The organism is Streptomyces bluensis (assembly GCF_014650715.1).
GTDB lineage: Bacteria > Actinomycetota > Actinomycetes > Streptomycetales > Streptomycetaceae > Streptomyces > Streptomyces bluensis.
The window spans coordinates 353,482-367,561 of the sequence record NZ_BMVM01000005.1; the positions used below are offsets into that span (position 1 = coordinate 353,482).

Annotated in this window: 11 protein-coding genes; 8 read left to right on the top strand and 3 right to left on the bottom strand. The window is 71.5% G+C overall.

Features of this window, described 5'->3' with window-relative positions; genetic code table 11:
• The first annotated feature begins 14 nt into the window (after positions 1 to 14).
• The 4 genes from IE262_RS16545 to IE262_RS16560 all read left to right on the top strand — a co-directional run bounded on the left by IE262_RS16545 (position 15) and on the right by IE262_RS16560 (position 6,155).
• Positions 15 to 2,636 carry a PA14 domain-containing protein gene (locus IE262_RS16545; RefSeq protein WP_189874462.1) on the top strand — a complete coding sequence of 874 codons (2,622 nt, stop codon included), beginning with the start codon at positions 15 to 17 and terminating at the stop codon, positions 2,634 to 2,636.
• Positions 2,637 to 2,873: 237 nt separating this feature from the next.
• Positions 2,874 to 4,217 carry a wax ester/triacylglycerol synthase family O-acyltransferase gene (locus IE262_RS16550; protein WP_189874464.1) on the top strand — a complete coding sequence of 448 codons (1,344 nt, stop codon included), beginning with the start codon at positions 2,874 to 2,876 and terminating at the stop codon, positions 4,215 to 4,217.
• 125 nt (positions 4,218 to 4,342) lie between these two features.
• Positions 4,343 to 5,845, top strand: coding sequence for an SDR family NAD(P)-dependent oxidoreductase (locus tag IE262_RS16555; RefSeq protein ID WP_134037555.1), 1,503 nt, complete (start codon positions 4,343 to 4,345; stop codon positions 5,843 to 5,845).
• A 76-nt stretch (positions 5,846 to 5,921) separates the two neighbouring features.
• Positions 5,922 to 6,155 (top strand): hypothetical protein, encoded by a 234-nt coding sequence (locus IE262_RS16560; RefSeq protein ID WP_189874466.1) that lies wholly within the window; start codon positions 5,922 to 5,924, stop codon positions 6,153 to 6,155.
• Positions 6,156 to 6,172: 17 nt separating this feature from the next.
• Here the strand turns inward: IE262_RS16560 and IE262_RS16565 are convergent, their stop codons facing one another.
• Positions 6,173 to 6,979: an SDR family oxidoreductase gene (locus IE262_RS16565; protein WP_189874468.1), complete on the bottom strand. Its 807-nt coding sequence runs from the start codon at positions 6,977 to 6,979 to the stop codon at positions 6,173 to 6,175.
• 364 nt (positions 6,980 to 7,343) lie between these two features.
• On the opposite strand from IE262_RS16565, the gene IE262_RS16570 reads away from it, so the two are divergent.
• Together IE262_RS16570 and IE262_RS16575 are read left to right on the top strand one after the other, a co-directional pair.
• On the top strand, positions 7,344 to 7,520 hold the full coding sequence (locus IE262_RS16570) for a hypothetical protein (RefSeq protein WP_166681665.1): 177 nt from the start codon (positions 7,344 to 7,346) through the stop codon (positions 7,518 to 7,520).
• A 54-nt stretch (positions 7,521 to 7,574) separates the two neighbouring features.
• Positions 7,575 to 8,057, top strand: coding sequence for a GNAT family N-acetyltransferase (locus IE262_RS16575; protein ID WP_134037561.1), 483 nt, complete (start codon positions 7,575 to 7,577; stop codon positions 8,055 to 8,057).
• 16 nt (positions 8,058 to 8,073) lie between these two features.
• On the opposite strand, the gene IE262_RS16580 is transcribed toward IE262_RS16575, so the two are convergent.
• Positions 8,074 to 9,420 carry an amidase gene (locus IE262_RS16580; protein WP_134037564.1) on the bottom strand — a complete coding sequence of 449 codons (1,347 nt, stop codon included), beginning with the start codon at positions 9,418 to 9,420 and terminating at the stop codon, positions 8,074 to 8,076.
• Between the two features lie 281 nt (positions 9,421 to 9,701).
• Here IE262_RS16580 and IE262_RS16585 point away from each other — a divergent pair, with 281 nt between their 5' ends.
• Both IE262_RS16585 and IE262_RS16590 read left to right on the top strand, forming a co-directional pair.
• Positions 9,702 to 11,549 (top strand): glycoside hydrolase family 20 protein, encoded by a 1,848-nt coding sequence (locus IE262_RS16585; protein ID WP_189874470.1) that lies wholly within the window; start codon positions 9,702 to 9,704, stop codon positions 11,547 to 11,549.
• 69 nt (positions 11,550 to 11,618) lie between these two features.
• Complete coding sequence (locus IE262_RS16590) at positions 11,619 to 13,241, top strand: alpha-L-fucosidase (protein ID WP_189874472.1); 1,623 nt, start codon at positions 11,619 to 11,621, stop codon at positions 13,239 to 13,241.
• Here the strand turns inward: IE262_RS16590 and IE262_RS16595 are convergent.
• The gene (locus IE262_RS16595) at positions 13,231 to 13,944 is read right to left on the bottom strand and encodes a FadR/GntR family transcriptional regulator (RefSeq protein ID WP_189874474.1); all 714 of its coding nucleotides are present in this window, start codon (positions 13,942 to 13,944) and stop codon (positions 13,231 to 13,233) included. The two genes, IE262_RS16590 and IE262_RS16595, sit on opposite strands and share 11 nt — an antisense overlap.
• Between the last annotated feature and the right edge of the window lie 136 nt (positions 13,945 to 14,080).

Genomic DNA, 14,080 nt, shown 5'->3' on the forward strand with positions numbered 1-14,080 from the left:
CTCAAGGAGGATCCGTGCGCATCAGACGACTCAGAGACCGACTCACGTTCCCGCTCGTGTTACTGCTCGCGGTCGCCCTCGGATTCGCGGGACTCACCGCCGCACCGACCGCGACCGCCGCCGGGGACCCCGCCGAGGTCCACGGTCTGAAGGGCGAGTACTACACGCACTCCGCCCCGGGCGCCTTCGACTTCGACGCGCTGAAGGCCACCCGCTTCGAACCGAACCTCGACTTCGACAACCTGGAGCCGCGCCTGGCCGCCACCGCCGGACAGTCGGACGACGTCAGCGTCCGCTGGACCGGAAAGATCGTTCCGGAGAAGACCGGACCGCACACCTTCTCGATCATCGCCGACAACGGCTTCCGGCTCTGGATCGACGGAAAGATCGCCATCGACCACTGGGTCGACGACTGGGACCGCGAACAGACGGCCGAGCCCATCGAGCTGACCGCCGGCCGGGCCTACGACATCAGGATCGAGTACTTCGAGCACTACGGCGGCTCCAACTTCCACCTGCGCTGGACCCCGCCGGACAGCAGCAAGGTGGCCGTCCCGCAGTCCGCGTTCCGCCTGCCCGACGGCTTCGACTACGACGGCGCCGTCGCCGCCACGGTCCTGAGCGACGGCCGCACGATGAAGCTGGACTTCGCCCAGGACCTCGCCGCACCTCCGGCCGCCTTCACCGACCACCTCACCGCGGTGATCGGCGGCGCCGAGTGGCCCCTGGGGGCCGCAAGGCCGGACCCCGCCGACCCGAAGGCCCTGCTCGTCGCCCTCAAGGAGCCCGTGGTCGGCAACAAGACGGGCACCGCACGCGGGGCCACCGACCTCCACTACGACGGCCGGGGCGGGCTCACCAGCGCCGACGGCAACGTTGTCAAGGAGTTCTGGAGCAGCGGCCCCAACCGCTCCACCTACGAACTGCGCACCCGCTGGGCCGACGAGGTGGGACCGGACAACGCCCTCCCGGAGTACCCCCGGCCCCAGCTGACGCGCGACGCCTGGCAGAACCTCAACGGGCGCTGGCAGTTCGAGGCGGCCGAGGCGGGCCAGCAGCCGCCCCTCGGCCGGACCCTCAAGGAGCGGATCCTCGTCCCGTACCCGGTGGAGTCCCAGCTCTCCGGCATCCAGCGGCACGAGGACCGTATGTGGTACCGCCGCACCTTCACGGTTCCCCGTGACTGGCACATCGGCTCCGGCAAGCGGCTGCGGCTGAACTTCGGTGCCGTGGACTGGCGGTCCGAGGTGTACGTCAACGGCACCAAGGTCGCCGAACACAAGGGCGGTTACGACAAGTTCAGCGCCGACATCACCGACGCGCTGAAGCCCGGCCGCACCCAGGAACTCATCGTCGGCGTCTACGACCCGACCGACGCCGCGAACGGCGAGAACCCGCCGCTCGGCAAGCAGCGCCTGGACCCGAGCGGCATCTGGTACACCCCGTCGTCCGGCATCTGGCAGACGGTGTGGATGGAGCCGGTCGCACCCGACCACGTCGACTCCCTCAGGCTCGTACCGGACGCGGCGAGCGGGCGGCTCACCGTCGAGGCCAAGGGGGTGCGTGACGGCGTACCCGTCACGGCGACGGCGTACGACCGCGGGCGCAAGGTGGCCACGGCGAGCGGCCGCACCGGCACCCCGCTGACCCTGACCATCCGTGACCCGCGCCTGTGGTCGCCCGACGACCCCTTCCTGTACGACCTGAAGGTGAGCGTGGGCGCCGACCGGGTCGGCAGTTACTTCGGCATGCGGTCCGTCGCCGTCGAAAAGGTGAACGGCACCCCGCGCACCCTCCTCAACGGCGAACCCGTCTTCATGATGGCCACGCTCGACCAGGGCTTCTGGCCCGACGGCCTGCACACCGCCCCGACCGACGAGGCGCTCGCGTACGACCTGAAGGCGCACAAGGAGCTCGGTTTCAACGCCGTGCGCAAGCACATCAAGGTCGAGCCCGACCGCTGGTTCTACTGGGCCGACCGGCTGGGGCTGCTGGTCTGGCAGGACATGCCCGCGATGACCGCGGGGGTGATTCCGAGTGCGGCGGCCCGTGCCGAGTACGAGCGCGAGATGAAGGAGATGATCGACGAGCACATCAGCAGCCCGTCGGTCGTCATGTGGGTCACCTTCAACGAGGGCTGGGGCCAGTACGACGTGGGCCGTATCGCCGAGCAGGCGAAGGCCTGGGACCCGACGCGGCTGGTCAACGGCCAGTCGGGCCTCAACCTCGGGGCCGACGGCGGCACCGGCGACATCATGGACGAGCACGGCTACCCGAGCCCCGCGCTCCCGCCCCGCCCCGACGGGGAACGGGCACTCGTCAGCGGCGAGTACGGCGGCCTCGGCCTGGCGGTCCCCGGGCACGCCTGGTCCGTCCAGCAGTCGTACGTCGACGTCGACCCGGCGACCTACACCGAGGACTACCTCACGAAGCTCGACGAGGTGCGCGCGCTGGCCTGCCGGGGCAGCAACGGTGCCGTCTACACCCAGATCACGGACGTCGAGGGCGAGCTGAACGGCTTCCTGACGTACGACCGTGCGGTCATGAAGCCGGATGTCGGGCGACTGAAGGCCGCGCACGAGGCCCTGATCCGCGACGCGTCGCGCGCCGCTCCGACGGGGTGCCCGGCGCGCTGACGGCCGGCGAGTGACACGCGCCCCTGCACGGATGGCCCGCGCCCGTACGGGTGGGGTGTGTTTGCACGGGTGACGTCACCTGTCCTCGTACGACCACAAGCGCCTCATGAGTCCCGCCCCTTTCGGAGGGGCGGGACTTAATCTGCTGTTAACTGTGCGTAGCTTGATCGTACTTGACCGTAATCGCTTGTCGGCGTTTGACTACTGGCTTCACCCTTCATCGACGCGAGGCAAGCGATGACTTCTGACGTGCTCGCACCACTCGACCTGGCTTTCTGGAACATCGAGTCCGCGCAGCACCCGATGCACCTCGGTGCCCTCGGGGTCTTCGCGGCCCACTCGCCCACCGCCGGCGTCCACGCGGCCGATCTGCTCGCGGCCCGCGCCGCCGCCGTGCCGGGGCTGCGTATGCGCATCCGGGACGTATGGCGGCCCCTCGCGTTCGCACCCACCTTCCCGACCGCCTTCGGCGGGGCCGTCCGCGAGCCCACCCAGGACTTCGACCCCCTGGACCACGTCAGGCTGCACGCCCCGACCACGGACTTCCACACGGTGGCGGGCACCCTCATGGAGCGCCCGCTGCAGCGTGACAGGCCGCCCTGGGAAGCCCATGTGCTGCCCGGTGAGGACGGCACCTCGTTCGCCGTGCTCTTCAAGTTCCACCACGCCCTGGCCGACGGCCTGCGCGCCCTGACGCTCGCCGCCGCCGTCCTGGACCCGACGGACATGCCCGCGCCCCGGCCCCGGCCCGACCCGCCCCCGCGCGGACTCCTCCCCGATGTGCGCAGACTGCCGGGGCTCCTGCGCGGCGTCCTCTCCGACGTGGGCCGCGCGCTCGACATCGGAGCCTCCGTCGCCCGCTCCACCCTGGAAGTACGCCCCTGCCCCGCGCTCGCCTCGCGGTCCAGCGGCACCCGCCGTACCGCCGGTGTGGTGCTGGACCTCGACGAGGTGCACATCGTGCGCAAGGCGGTCGGCGGCACCGTCAACGACGTCCTGATCGCGATCGTCGCGGGCGCCCTGCGCCGCTGGCTGGACGAGCGCGGCGACGGCAGTGAGGGCGTGGCGCCCCGCGCCCTGATCCCCGTCTCCAACCGCCGCCCGCGCACCGCGCACCCACAGGGCAACCGGCTCTCGGGCTACCTGATACGGCTCCCCGTGGACGAACCGGATCCGCTCGGCCGCCTCGGCGCGGTCCGCACCGCCATGGACCGCAACAAGGACGCGGGCCCCAACCGGGGCGCGGGCGCCGTCGCGCTGCTCGCCGACCACGTGCCGCCGCTCGGCCACCGGCTCGGCGGGCCGCTGGTCAGCCAGGCGGCCCGGCTCTGGTTCGACATCCTCGTCACCAGCGTGCCGCTGCCCGGCCTCGGCCTGAGGCTCGGCGGGCACGCGCTCACCGAGGTCTATCCGTTCGCGCCGCTGGCCGGCGGCCAGTCCCTGGCGGTCGCGGTCTCGACCTACCGCGGCCGCGTCCACTACGGGCTCGTGGCCGACGCCGAGGCCGTGCCGGACCTCGACCGGTTCGCCGAGGCCGTCTCCGCCGAGGTGGAGACACTGCTCGACGCCTGCGCTCCATGACCCGCCCCCGCTTCCGGTGACCGGAACGGGTTTGGTCACCCGGCCCGGCGCTCCGTACAATTCCGCGTTCGACAGCGAGCGCGGAAGGAGCGCCGCGACGGGTGACCCAAGGAACGGCAGCGGCGATGACGGTGACAGAGGACGGCCCGGCGACTGTGGACGAGGCGACCGCGTTCTCGTACGGCCCCGGCATCGACCCGGAGCGGCTGGCCGTGTGCCTCAGCGTGCTGGAAGAGCTCGACAAGCTGGAGATCGACCACCCGGACGCGATCGCCGTGCGCCGGGCCACCGCGGGCATCTACCGCACGGTCAAGCAGCGCCGCCGCCAGGAGCGCCGGGCCGCCAAGACCGCCCACGACAAGGCGGTCACCGAGGCCACCGCCACCGGCTCCGCCCAGCGCATCGATGACGAGACCGAGGGCATCCTGCCGTCGTCCGTCACCGACGAGGGGCAGATCGCGGGGATACTCCAGCGACCTCGTTCCTGCTACACCTGCAAGACCCGGTACGTGGAAGTCGACTACTTCTACCACCAGCTCTGTCCCGACTGCGCCCGCGTGAACCGCGCCAAGCGCGACGCCCGCGCCGACCTCACCGGCAGGCGCGCCCTGCTCACCGGCGGTCGCGCCAAGATCGGCATGTACATCGCGCTCAGGCTGCTGCGCGACGGCGCGCACACCACGATCACCACGCGCTTCCCGAAGGACGCCATCCGTCGCTTCAAGGCCATGGACGACTCGGCGGACTGGATGCACCGCCTGGAGGTCGTCGGCATCGACCTGCGCGACCCGGCGCAGGTCGTGGCCCTCGCCGACCAGGTCGCCGAGGCAGGCCCGCTCGACATCCTCGTCAACAACGCGACGCAGACCGTGCGCCGCCTGCCCTCCGCCTACGCCGCCCTGGTTGAGGGCGAGAGCGCCCCGCTGCCCGCCGGGGAGCTCCCAGCCCACCACGTCATCGGCGCCTTCAACTCCGGCGCGGTCGACGGCCTGGCCGCCCTGCCCCTCGGTACCAGCGGCCTCGACGCGCAGAAGGTCGCCGACCTCGCCCTGGTCGCGGGCAACGCCAGCGTCGAGCGGCACCTCGACGGCACCGCCATCGACGCGGGCGGCCTGGTCCCCGACGTCGTGGACACCAACACCTGGGTGCAGACGATCGAGCAGATCTCCCCGGTGGAACTCCTTGAGACGCAGTTGTGCAACTACACGGCGCCGTTCATCCTGATCAGCAAGCTCCGCCCGGCCATGGCCGAGGCCGCCAGGAGAGCGACGAGCGGACGCGCGTACGTCGTGAACGTCTCCGCGATGGAGGGCGTCTTCGGCCGCGGATACAAGGGCGCGGGGCACCCGAACACCAACGCGGCCAAGGCCGCGATGAACATGGTGACGCGGACCAGCGGCCAGGAGATGTTCCAGACCGACGGCATCCTGATGACCTCGGTCGACACCGGCTGGATCACCGACGAGCGCCCCCACTACGACAAGCTGCGCCTCGCCGAGGCCGGCTTCCACGCGCCGCTCGACCTGGTGGACGGCGCGGCCCGGGTCTACGATCCGATTGTGCGCGGTGAGCAGGGCGAGGACCTGTACGGCGTCTTCCTCAAGGACTACGCGCCCGGTAAGTGGTGAGCCGCCGCCTGTGACGTGCCGTCGGCACGCACCGGGGTACCCGGCCCTCACGAGGACGACCGCGCCGGGAGTTGCCATGAACAATTCACACGGAATCGATCCGCGAAGCCACGACGATCCGCGCAACGTGTATCCGACCGACGAGGAGTTCTACGCGAGGGACCGTCCGGACCACCCCGAACTGCCGGAGGACCGGCCCCGCGGTGGTGGCCCCACGGAAACGGTGAGGCACCCCTGGACCTGGGGGACGATCCTGCTCGTCGCCTGCATCATCCTGCTGGTCCTCGTGGGCATCGCCCTGTTCCCGTGAGGGAGGGGCAGTCCTCGTCATCCGCGAGGTGGCGCCTGTGACCGCAGGCGGTCGTGGACGGCGTACCCGGAGGAGGTGTGCGCCGCCCTGACCCGCGTTCCGCCGTCCACCAGCAGATCCGCCCCCGTCACCCACTCCGCCGCGTCCGAGGCCAGCCACACGACGGCCCGCGCTATGTCCTCGGGCGCGCCCAGGCGGCCCAGCGGGAGTCCCGTGGCGAGCTCCTCCTCCGCGCCCTCCCACACGAACCGCGCCATCTCGGTGCGGACGAGCCCGGGGGAGACGGAATTGACCCGCACCGTGGGCGCCAGCTCGCCGGCGAGCTGCCGGGTGAGGTGCAGCAGGGCCGCCTTGCTGGTGCCGTAGGCGCCGACGTGGGGCCCGACATGCCCCGCGCCCTCCGTGCAGACGTTCACCACGGCACCTCCGTGCTCGCCCATCCAGGCCCGCCACGCATGCTGCACCAGCCGCAGCGGCGCCTCGACGTTGACGGCGAAGGCATCGCGCAGACGGTCGGGATCGACGTCCAGGAGCGGCCCGTACGGCTCGTTCGTGCCCGCGTTGTTGACGACGAGGTCGATCCGGCCGAACTCCCGCAGCGTCAGCTCGGCCAGCGCCCTCAGATGCGCCGGGTCGGCCACCGACCCCGCGAGCCCGATGCCGCCGAGCGCGGCGGCGGCCCGTGCCACACTCTCCGGATCACGTGCCGTGACACAGACACGCGCACCGGCCGCCACCAGCGCCTCGGCGACGGCGAGCCCGATCCCGCGCGAGGCCCCGGTGACGATCGCGGCCCGGCCCTGGAGTCCGTAGGGAGAGGTCATCCGCGTACCGTCTCATGACGGGCCGTCAGTTCACAGACGGATGGTGAAGGCGCGGCGCTCCTCGTGCCGTTCCGTCGTCGGCCGGACACGGAACGATTCAGGGCAGTTCCCTCTGTTTCCGGCCCCATCGAGCGGGCACCCGCTCAAATGGTTACCCTGTAGCGGACGGACAGTCTTATATGGGTTCCACCCACACCCGGTCCGTCCCGGGACAAGCCGGTCACAACGGCATGTTCTCACCACAACTCGACAGGCGCCACCGCGTCCGAACCATTTCTGAAGCCGACCCAAGCGGGCGTCCAGCGCACGGCAGTACGGTGAGCCGGCCCGTCCCGAGGGTGACCCGACACATAAGGAGTGCGCGGTGACACCGGAGAAGAGCAATCGCGATCAGCGGCCCAAGGATCGTGCGGAGCGCGGAGGCCGCCGGCCCCAGAAGCAGCTCGGCAGCCTCGACGTCTGGGCCAGGTCCGCACCGATCCGCCTCGCGGGGTACGAGGACGACCTCGCGGAGCCCCACATCCTCCCCAGCGTGGACTGATCGGGCAGGACCCGCCGCGATCGCCGGTGGCATGGGCGTGCCACACTCGCGCCCATGCTGATCAGAGAAGCCACGCCCGGGGACTGGCCGCGCATCTGGCCCTTCTGGCACCGCATCGTCGCCGCCGGCGAGAGCTACACCTGGGACCGGGACACCTCCGAAGAAGCCGCTCGCGCCCTGTGGATGGCGCCTGCCAAGCGTGTGTACGTCGCCGAGGACGCCACCGGAGCCGTCGTCGGCTCCGCCTATCTCACGCCCAACTACGGCGGTCCCGCGGCCGGCGTGGCCAACGCGGGCTTCATGGTGGATCCCGGCCAGGGCGGGCGCGGCATCGGGCGCGCCCTCGCCGAGCACGTCCTCGCCGCGGCGAAGGCCGAGGGTTACCGGGGCATGGTGTTCAACGCCGTCGTCGAGACCAACCCGGCCGTGCGGCTGTGGACGTCGCTGGGCTTCACCGTTCTCGGCACCGTGCCGGACGCGTACGACCATCCCCGGCACGGGCGGGTCGGGCTGCACGTCATGTACCGGGCCCTGTGACCGGACGCTTGCGTCCTCAGCCGAGCGGCGCCGTGCGCTGCCAAGGGCGCAGTTCCGCCAACTGGCCCGCCAGTGCGAGGAGTTCGAGTTCGCTGCCCGGGCGGCCCACGAGCTGGACCGCGCACGGCGCACCGCCCGGCAGCGTGCCGAACGGCACGGACATCGCCGGCCAGCCGGTCAGGTTCCACGGCGGCGTCAACGGCGAGTAGGCGGTGTTGGCCAGCAGGTTGCGCAGCCAGCCGCGCTCGTGCCAGGGCGCGGCGGCGGGACCGCGCCGGGCCAGCGCCGGGGTGAGCAGCACGTCGTGCTCGGCGAAGAACGGCTCCATACGGCGACGCAGCCGGTCGCGGCGGTCGCCCTCCCGGACGCTCCGGACGAAGCGGCGGCCCACGGCCGCGTGGACGCGGGTGCGGCGGGCGAGGTCCCGTGGATCGAGCCCCCGGGCGTCGACCGACGTTCCCGCCGTCCAGTGCGCCAGGGACGCCGTGCCCAGCCACAGCGGGTACGGCGGATCGGCGCGCCGCACCCGGTGCCCCGCCCCGGCCAGCAGCTTCGCCGCCTCACGGGCCGCGGACGTGTACGGGCGGCTGACGGTCACGCCGGGCAGCGGGCTGCGCACGGAGACCGCGATCCGGCGGGGCTCGGCCCCGGACGGACGGGCCGCGTCGGGCGCGTCCGCCAGCACCGAGAACATCAGCCGGGCGTCCTCGGCCGTGGTCGCGAGCGGCCCGTTCTCGGACATGCCGAACCAGTCGCCGTCACCGATGCCCGCCGGGACCACCCCGCGGCCCGGCTTCAGGGCGATCAGCCCGCAGTTGGCGGCCGGGATGCGCAGTGAGCCCATCCCGTCGTTGCCGAGCGCGACCGGCACCATACCGGCGGCGACCGCCGCCGCGCTGCCGCCCGACGAACCGCCCGCCGTACGCGTGGTGTCCCACGGGTTGCGCACGATGCCGTACACCCCCTCCGAGGTGCCGAAGACGCACAGCTCGGGCACGTTCGTGAGGCCCACGACCACGGCGCCCGCGGCACGCAGCCGGGCCACCGTGACGTGGTCCTGCCCGGCCGGTGTGTCCGGGGTCGCGGCGCTGCCGACGCGGGTCGACTCGCCCCGTACGGCGAGGTTGTCCTTGACCGCCACGGGCACCCCGGCGAGGGGCAGTTCGGGCAGGTCGCCACGGGCGCCCACCTCGTCCGCCTCGGCCAGGGCCGCCTGCGCCCGTACCGTACGGAACGCTCCGACGCGGGCGTCGAGCAGCTCGATCCGCGCGAGGTGCTCCGCCACGACCTCGCGGGGTGTGATCCGCCTCTCCCGTACGGCGGCGGCGATCTCGGCGGCGGTCCGGCCGGCCCAGCTGGTCACGGGCGCTCCCTGTGCGTGAGGCATGGACGTACTCGCCGGTAGCCGACGGGTACGAGGAGCACTGTGCCCTGCCGGAGGCGCCACGTCGAGCGTCCCGTTTCTCGACCTTCGGCGCCCCGTTCGATGAGTGCGGTGAGTTCCGATGAGTTCCCATGAGTTCTTCGACATCTGCCGAGGAAATGTTTCAACACCCGTATGCGCACGCCCCATTGACAGCAGAGGGAGCGCCCTCCAAGGATCAGACATCCGATGACTGCGAACTGCCTGTGAGGTGGTGCGGTATGGCGTGGTCCAGATTGGCCGGTGCCGTGGCGGGGCTGGTCCTGCTCGCGGCGCCCGTTCCGGCGGCGGCGCAGGCCCAGGAGGCGGGGCCGCCGCCCGTCACGGTGCCCGCACTGTCCAACTGGGCGCCTGGAGAGGGAAGTTACGCGTTCGGGCGCAGTACCCGCATCGTCGTCCGTGACCAGGAGTCACGCGAGGTCGCGGACACCCTCGCCGACGATCTGCGAGAGGCCGGCCGCGGCACCGTACCCGTCGTCGGGGACGTCACGCCACGGACCGGAGACATCGTTGTCGACATCGACCCCTCCGCGGCCCGGCTCGGCAGCGAGGGGTACGAACTCCGTGCGGGCACCAGCCTGTCGATCACCGGCAGGACGGACACCGGCGCCTTCTACGGCACCCGGACCCTGCTCCAGCTCCTCGCCCAGGGCGACCGCGTGCCCGCCGGAAGCACCGTCGACGTGCCCGAGTACGAGGAACGCGGCGTCGGCGTCTGCGCCTGCTACGTCAACATCTCCACGGAGTGGCTGGAGAACCTGGTGCGCGACATGGCGTACCAGAAGCTCAACCAGCTCCTCCTCGAACTGAAGGTGAAGAGCGACGCCCACCCCGAGGCCAACACCTGGGGCTACTACACCAAGGACCAGATCCGCCGCCTCGTCGCCCTCGGCGAGAAGTACCACGTGGAGATCATCCCGGAGATCAACTCCCCGGGCCACATGGACCCCTGGATCGAGAACCGCCCCGACCTGCAGCTCACCGACTCCGACGGTGTCAAGCAGCCCTCCCGGCTCGACGTCACCCAGCAGGCCGCCTTCGACTACTACACGAGCCTGATGGACGAGTACGCCGAGGTCTTCCCGGCCACCTCCTGGCACATGGGCGCCGACGAGTACATGCTCGGCTCCGACTTCGCCAAGTACCCGCAGGTCCTCGCCTACGCACGCCAGAAGTACGGTGCGAACGCCACCCCGCAGGACGCGTTCATCGACTTCGTCAACCGCGTCCAGGCCCATGCCGCCGCACAGGGCAAGAAGCTGCGTATCTGGAACGACGGGCTCACCGGCGCCAACACCGTGCCGGTCACCGCGGGCACGACGGTCGAGCACTGGCTGAACGTGGCGGTGAAGCCCAGTCGGATCCTCGCGCAGGGCTATCCGTTGATGAACGCCTCCTACTCCCTCTACCTGGTGCGCGGCGGCTTCCACACGGACACCAAGGGCCTGTACGACCAGGGCTGGGACCCGCGCAGCTTCGAGGGCGAGAAGCTCGCCTCGCGCACCGGCGTCACCGGGGCGAAGATCAGCCTGTGGCCGGACAACGGACGCGGCGAGACCGAGAACGAGGTCGCCGTCGCCCTGGACCCGGCGCTGAGGCACATCGCCCAGGCCACCTGGGGAGCGCCCCGCCCGGACCCCACCTACACGGAGTTCACGGCCCGCGCCCGAGCCTTGGGCCACGCCCCCGGATGGCGTGACCTGACCCGCGTACCGCTCGCCGACGGGACGTACACCTTCCGCAGTGACGGCGTGACGCGTGACCTCCAGGTCGCACGCACCCCCGACGGTTATGTGACCCTGAAGTCCGTCACGAGCGGCAGGTGCCTGGAGACACGCAGCGGGAAGCTGACCCTCAACGTGCCGCTGGAACCGGGCAGTTCGGTCACCGAGGAGACCTGCGCCGCCTCGAACACCCTGCAGCGCTGGGTGCCCGTGCCCGCGCCCGGAGGCCACCGGCTCGTCAACGCGATCACCCGCATGGCCGTGCACGTCACGGACGACGGACGCCTCGTCCAGTACCCGCCGGACCAGCGCCCGCCCGCCGTGTGGCAGGTGACCGCCCACTGACGGGACGGCCTCACCAGGACCTGTCCGAGTGACCCGGAGCATCCCGCCCGACCCGAGGAGCACACGCGCATGGCCATCTCCCGAAGAGCCTTCGTCACGGCGGCCGCGACGCTCGCCGACTCCACCGGAACCTCCCTCGCCCTCACGACACCCGCGGCAGCGGCCGAGACGGCCCCCTTCGCCGACGGGCCCCCGTACCGCATCCCCGTCAGCCCCGACGACACGGCGGACGAACTCGTCCGCAAGGCGTCCGAGGTCCGGCCCACCGCACGGCAGATCGCCTGGCAGCGGCTGGAACGCACCGCCTTCCTGCACTTCGGCGTGAACACCTTCACCGGTCTCGAATGGGGCACCGGAGACGAGGACCCCGACGTCTTCCAGCCGACCGGGCTCGACACCGACCAGTGGGCCCGCGCCCTGCGCGACGGCGGTTTCAAGCTCGCCATCCTCACCGTCAAGCACCACGACGGTTTCGTGCTCTACCCCTCCCGCTACACCGGTCACACGGTGGCGTCGAGCAGTTGGCAGGGCGGACAGGGCGACGTGCTGCGCTCGTTCGCCGACTCGATGCGCCGCCACGGCATCAAGGTCGGTGTGTACATCTCGCCGGCCGACGAGAACCAGTACCTGCACGGCGTGTACGCCAACGGCAGCGCCCGCTCCCAGCGCACCATCCCCACCCCGGTCGCGGGGGACGACCGCCCGGACGACGGGCCCACCTTCACGCTCCCGGCCACCGACTACGGCGCCCATATGCTCGACCAGCTCTACGAGGTCCTCACCGAGTACGGGCCCGTCGACGAGGTGTGGTTCGACGGCGCCCAGGGGCGCATCCCGCCGGACAAGGTCGAGACGTACGACTGGGACAGCTGGTACACGCTGATCCGGAGCCTCGCACCGGACGCCACCATCGCCGTGTCCGGCCCCGATGTGCGCTGGGTCGGCAACGAGGGCGGGTTCGCCCGGGAGAACGAGTGGAGTGTCGTACCCGTCCAGGAGAAGGACAACGGGCGCATGGACTTCGCGCTCTCGTACGACGCGCCCGACATGGGCGGCCGGGACGCCCTGGTCGCCGCGCGGCCCGTGGCCGACCACCTGCAGTGGTGGCCGGCCGAGGCCGATGTGTCCATCCGGGACGGCTGGTTCTACCACGCCGACCAACAGCCCAAGTCCGTCCAGCAGTTGACCGACATCTACTTCGGCTCGGTGGGACGCAACGCCGTACTGCTGCTGAACGTGCCGCCGGACAAGGCCGGTCTGCTCCCGGCCTCCGACGTCACCCGGCTGCGGGAGTTCCGTGAGCGGATCGACCGAGAGCTGCCGGAGGACCTGGCCCTCGGGGCACAGGTCACTACCTCGCCGGGCACGGTCACCGTGGACCTCGGCGCGGCACGCGAGGTGGACCGTGTCCGGCTCGCGGAGGACATCCGGTACGGGCAACAGGTCGAGGACTTCGTCGTCGAGGCCGAACGAGGCGGCGCCTGGACACGGGTCGCCGGGGCCGGGACGATCGGCGCCAGCCGGATCCTGCTGCTGAGCGCGCCCGTACGGGCCCGCCGGTGGCGGGTGCGGGTGACACGGTCCCGACAGGCCGCGAGGATCGGGGAGTTCGGGCTGTACCGTTCGCGGCTCCAGGCGGCGGCCGGATCACCGTATGGCCGACTGCGTGGGCCGTGGCGCGCTAGTCCTTGAGCTGGGTGCGCAGCCACTGCTCCACCTCGCCCACGTGCGCGGCGGCGGCCGCTCGTGCCGCCTCCGGGTCGTGGGCGAGCAGGGCGCGGTGGATGGCGGCGTGCTCGCTGCGGGTGCGGGCGAAGGCGCCCTCCTCCTGGTAGCCGCGCCAGACCCGGGCGCGGAAGGTGCGGGAGGACAGACCCTCCAGGATCGCGGCCATCGTCTCGTTGCCCGCGGCGGCCGCGATCTCACGGTGGAAGGCGAGGTCGTGGGCGATGATCTCCTCGGGGTCGTCCGTGCCGTTCATCGCGGTCAGGTGCTTCTCGACCTCCGCGAGCTGGTCCTCCGTGATGCGCGCGGCGGCCAGCGCGGTCGCCGTCGACTCCAGGATGCGGCGCACCTCCAGCAGCTCGACCAGACGGGGACCACGGGACAGGTCGGCGACCACGCCGAAGGTCTCCAGCAGGTCCCCGGCCTCCAGCTGGGTGACGTAGATGCCGGACCCGTGCCGTGCCTCCAGCACCCCGAGCACCGTGAGCGCCCGGATCGCCTCCCGCATCGAGCTGCGCGACATGCCGAGCTGGGCCGCGAGGTCCCGCTCGGTGGGCAGCCGCTGCCCCGGCTCCAGGCGGCCCTCGGCGATCATCGCCTTGATCCGCTCGATGGCGCGCTGCGTCACCGTGGCCTTCTGCGGAGCGGCCTCGCTCGGGGTCTCGTTCACGCCACTCCTCCTGTTGTCGGTGCGCCGCAGTCTAACCAGGCAGGTGGTCGGACCACTACATCCAGAAAGCGGGAAATCCTGGTGCCGGAGGGTGTTGTGAAGGGGAAGTGGTCTGATAAATATGCGTGCACCTGCT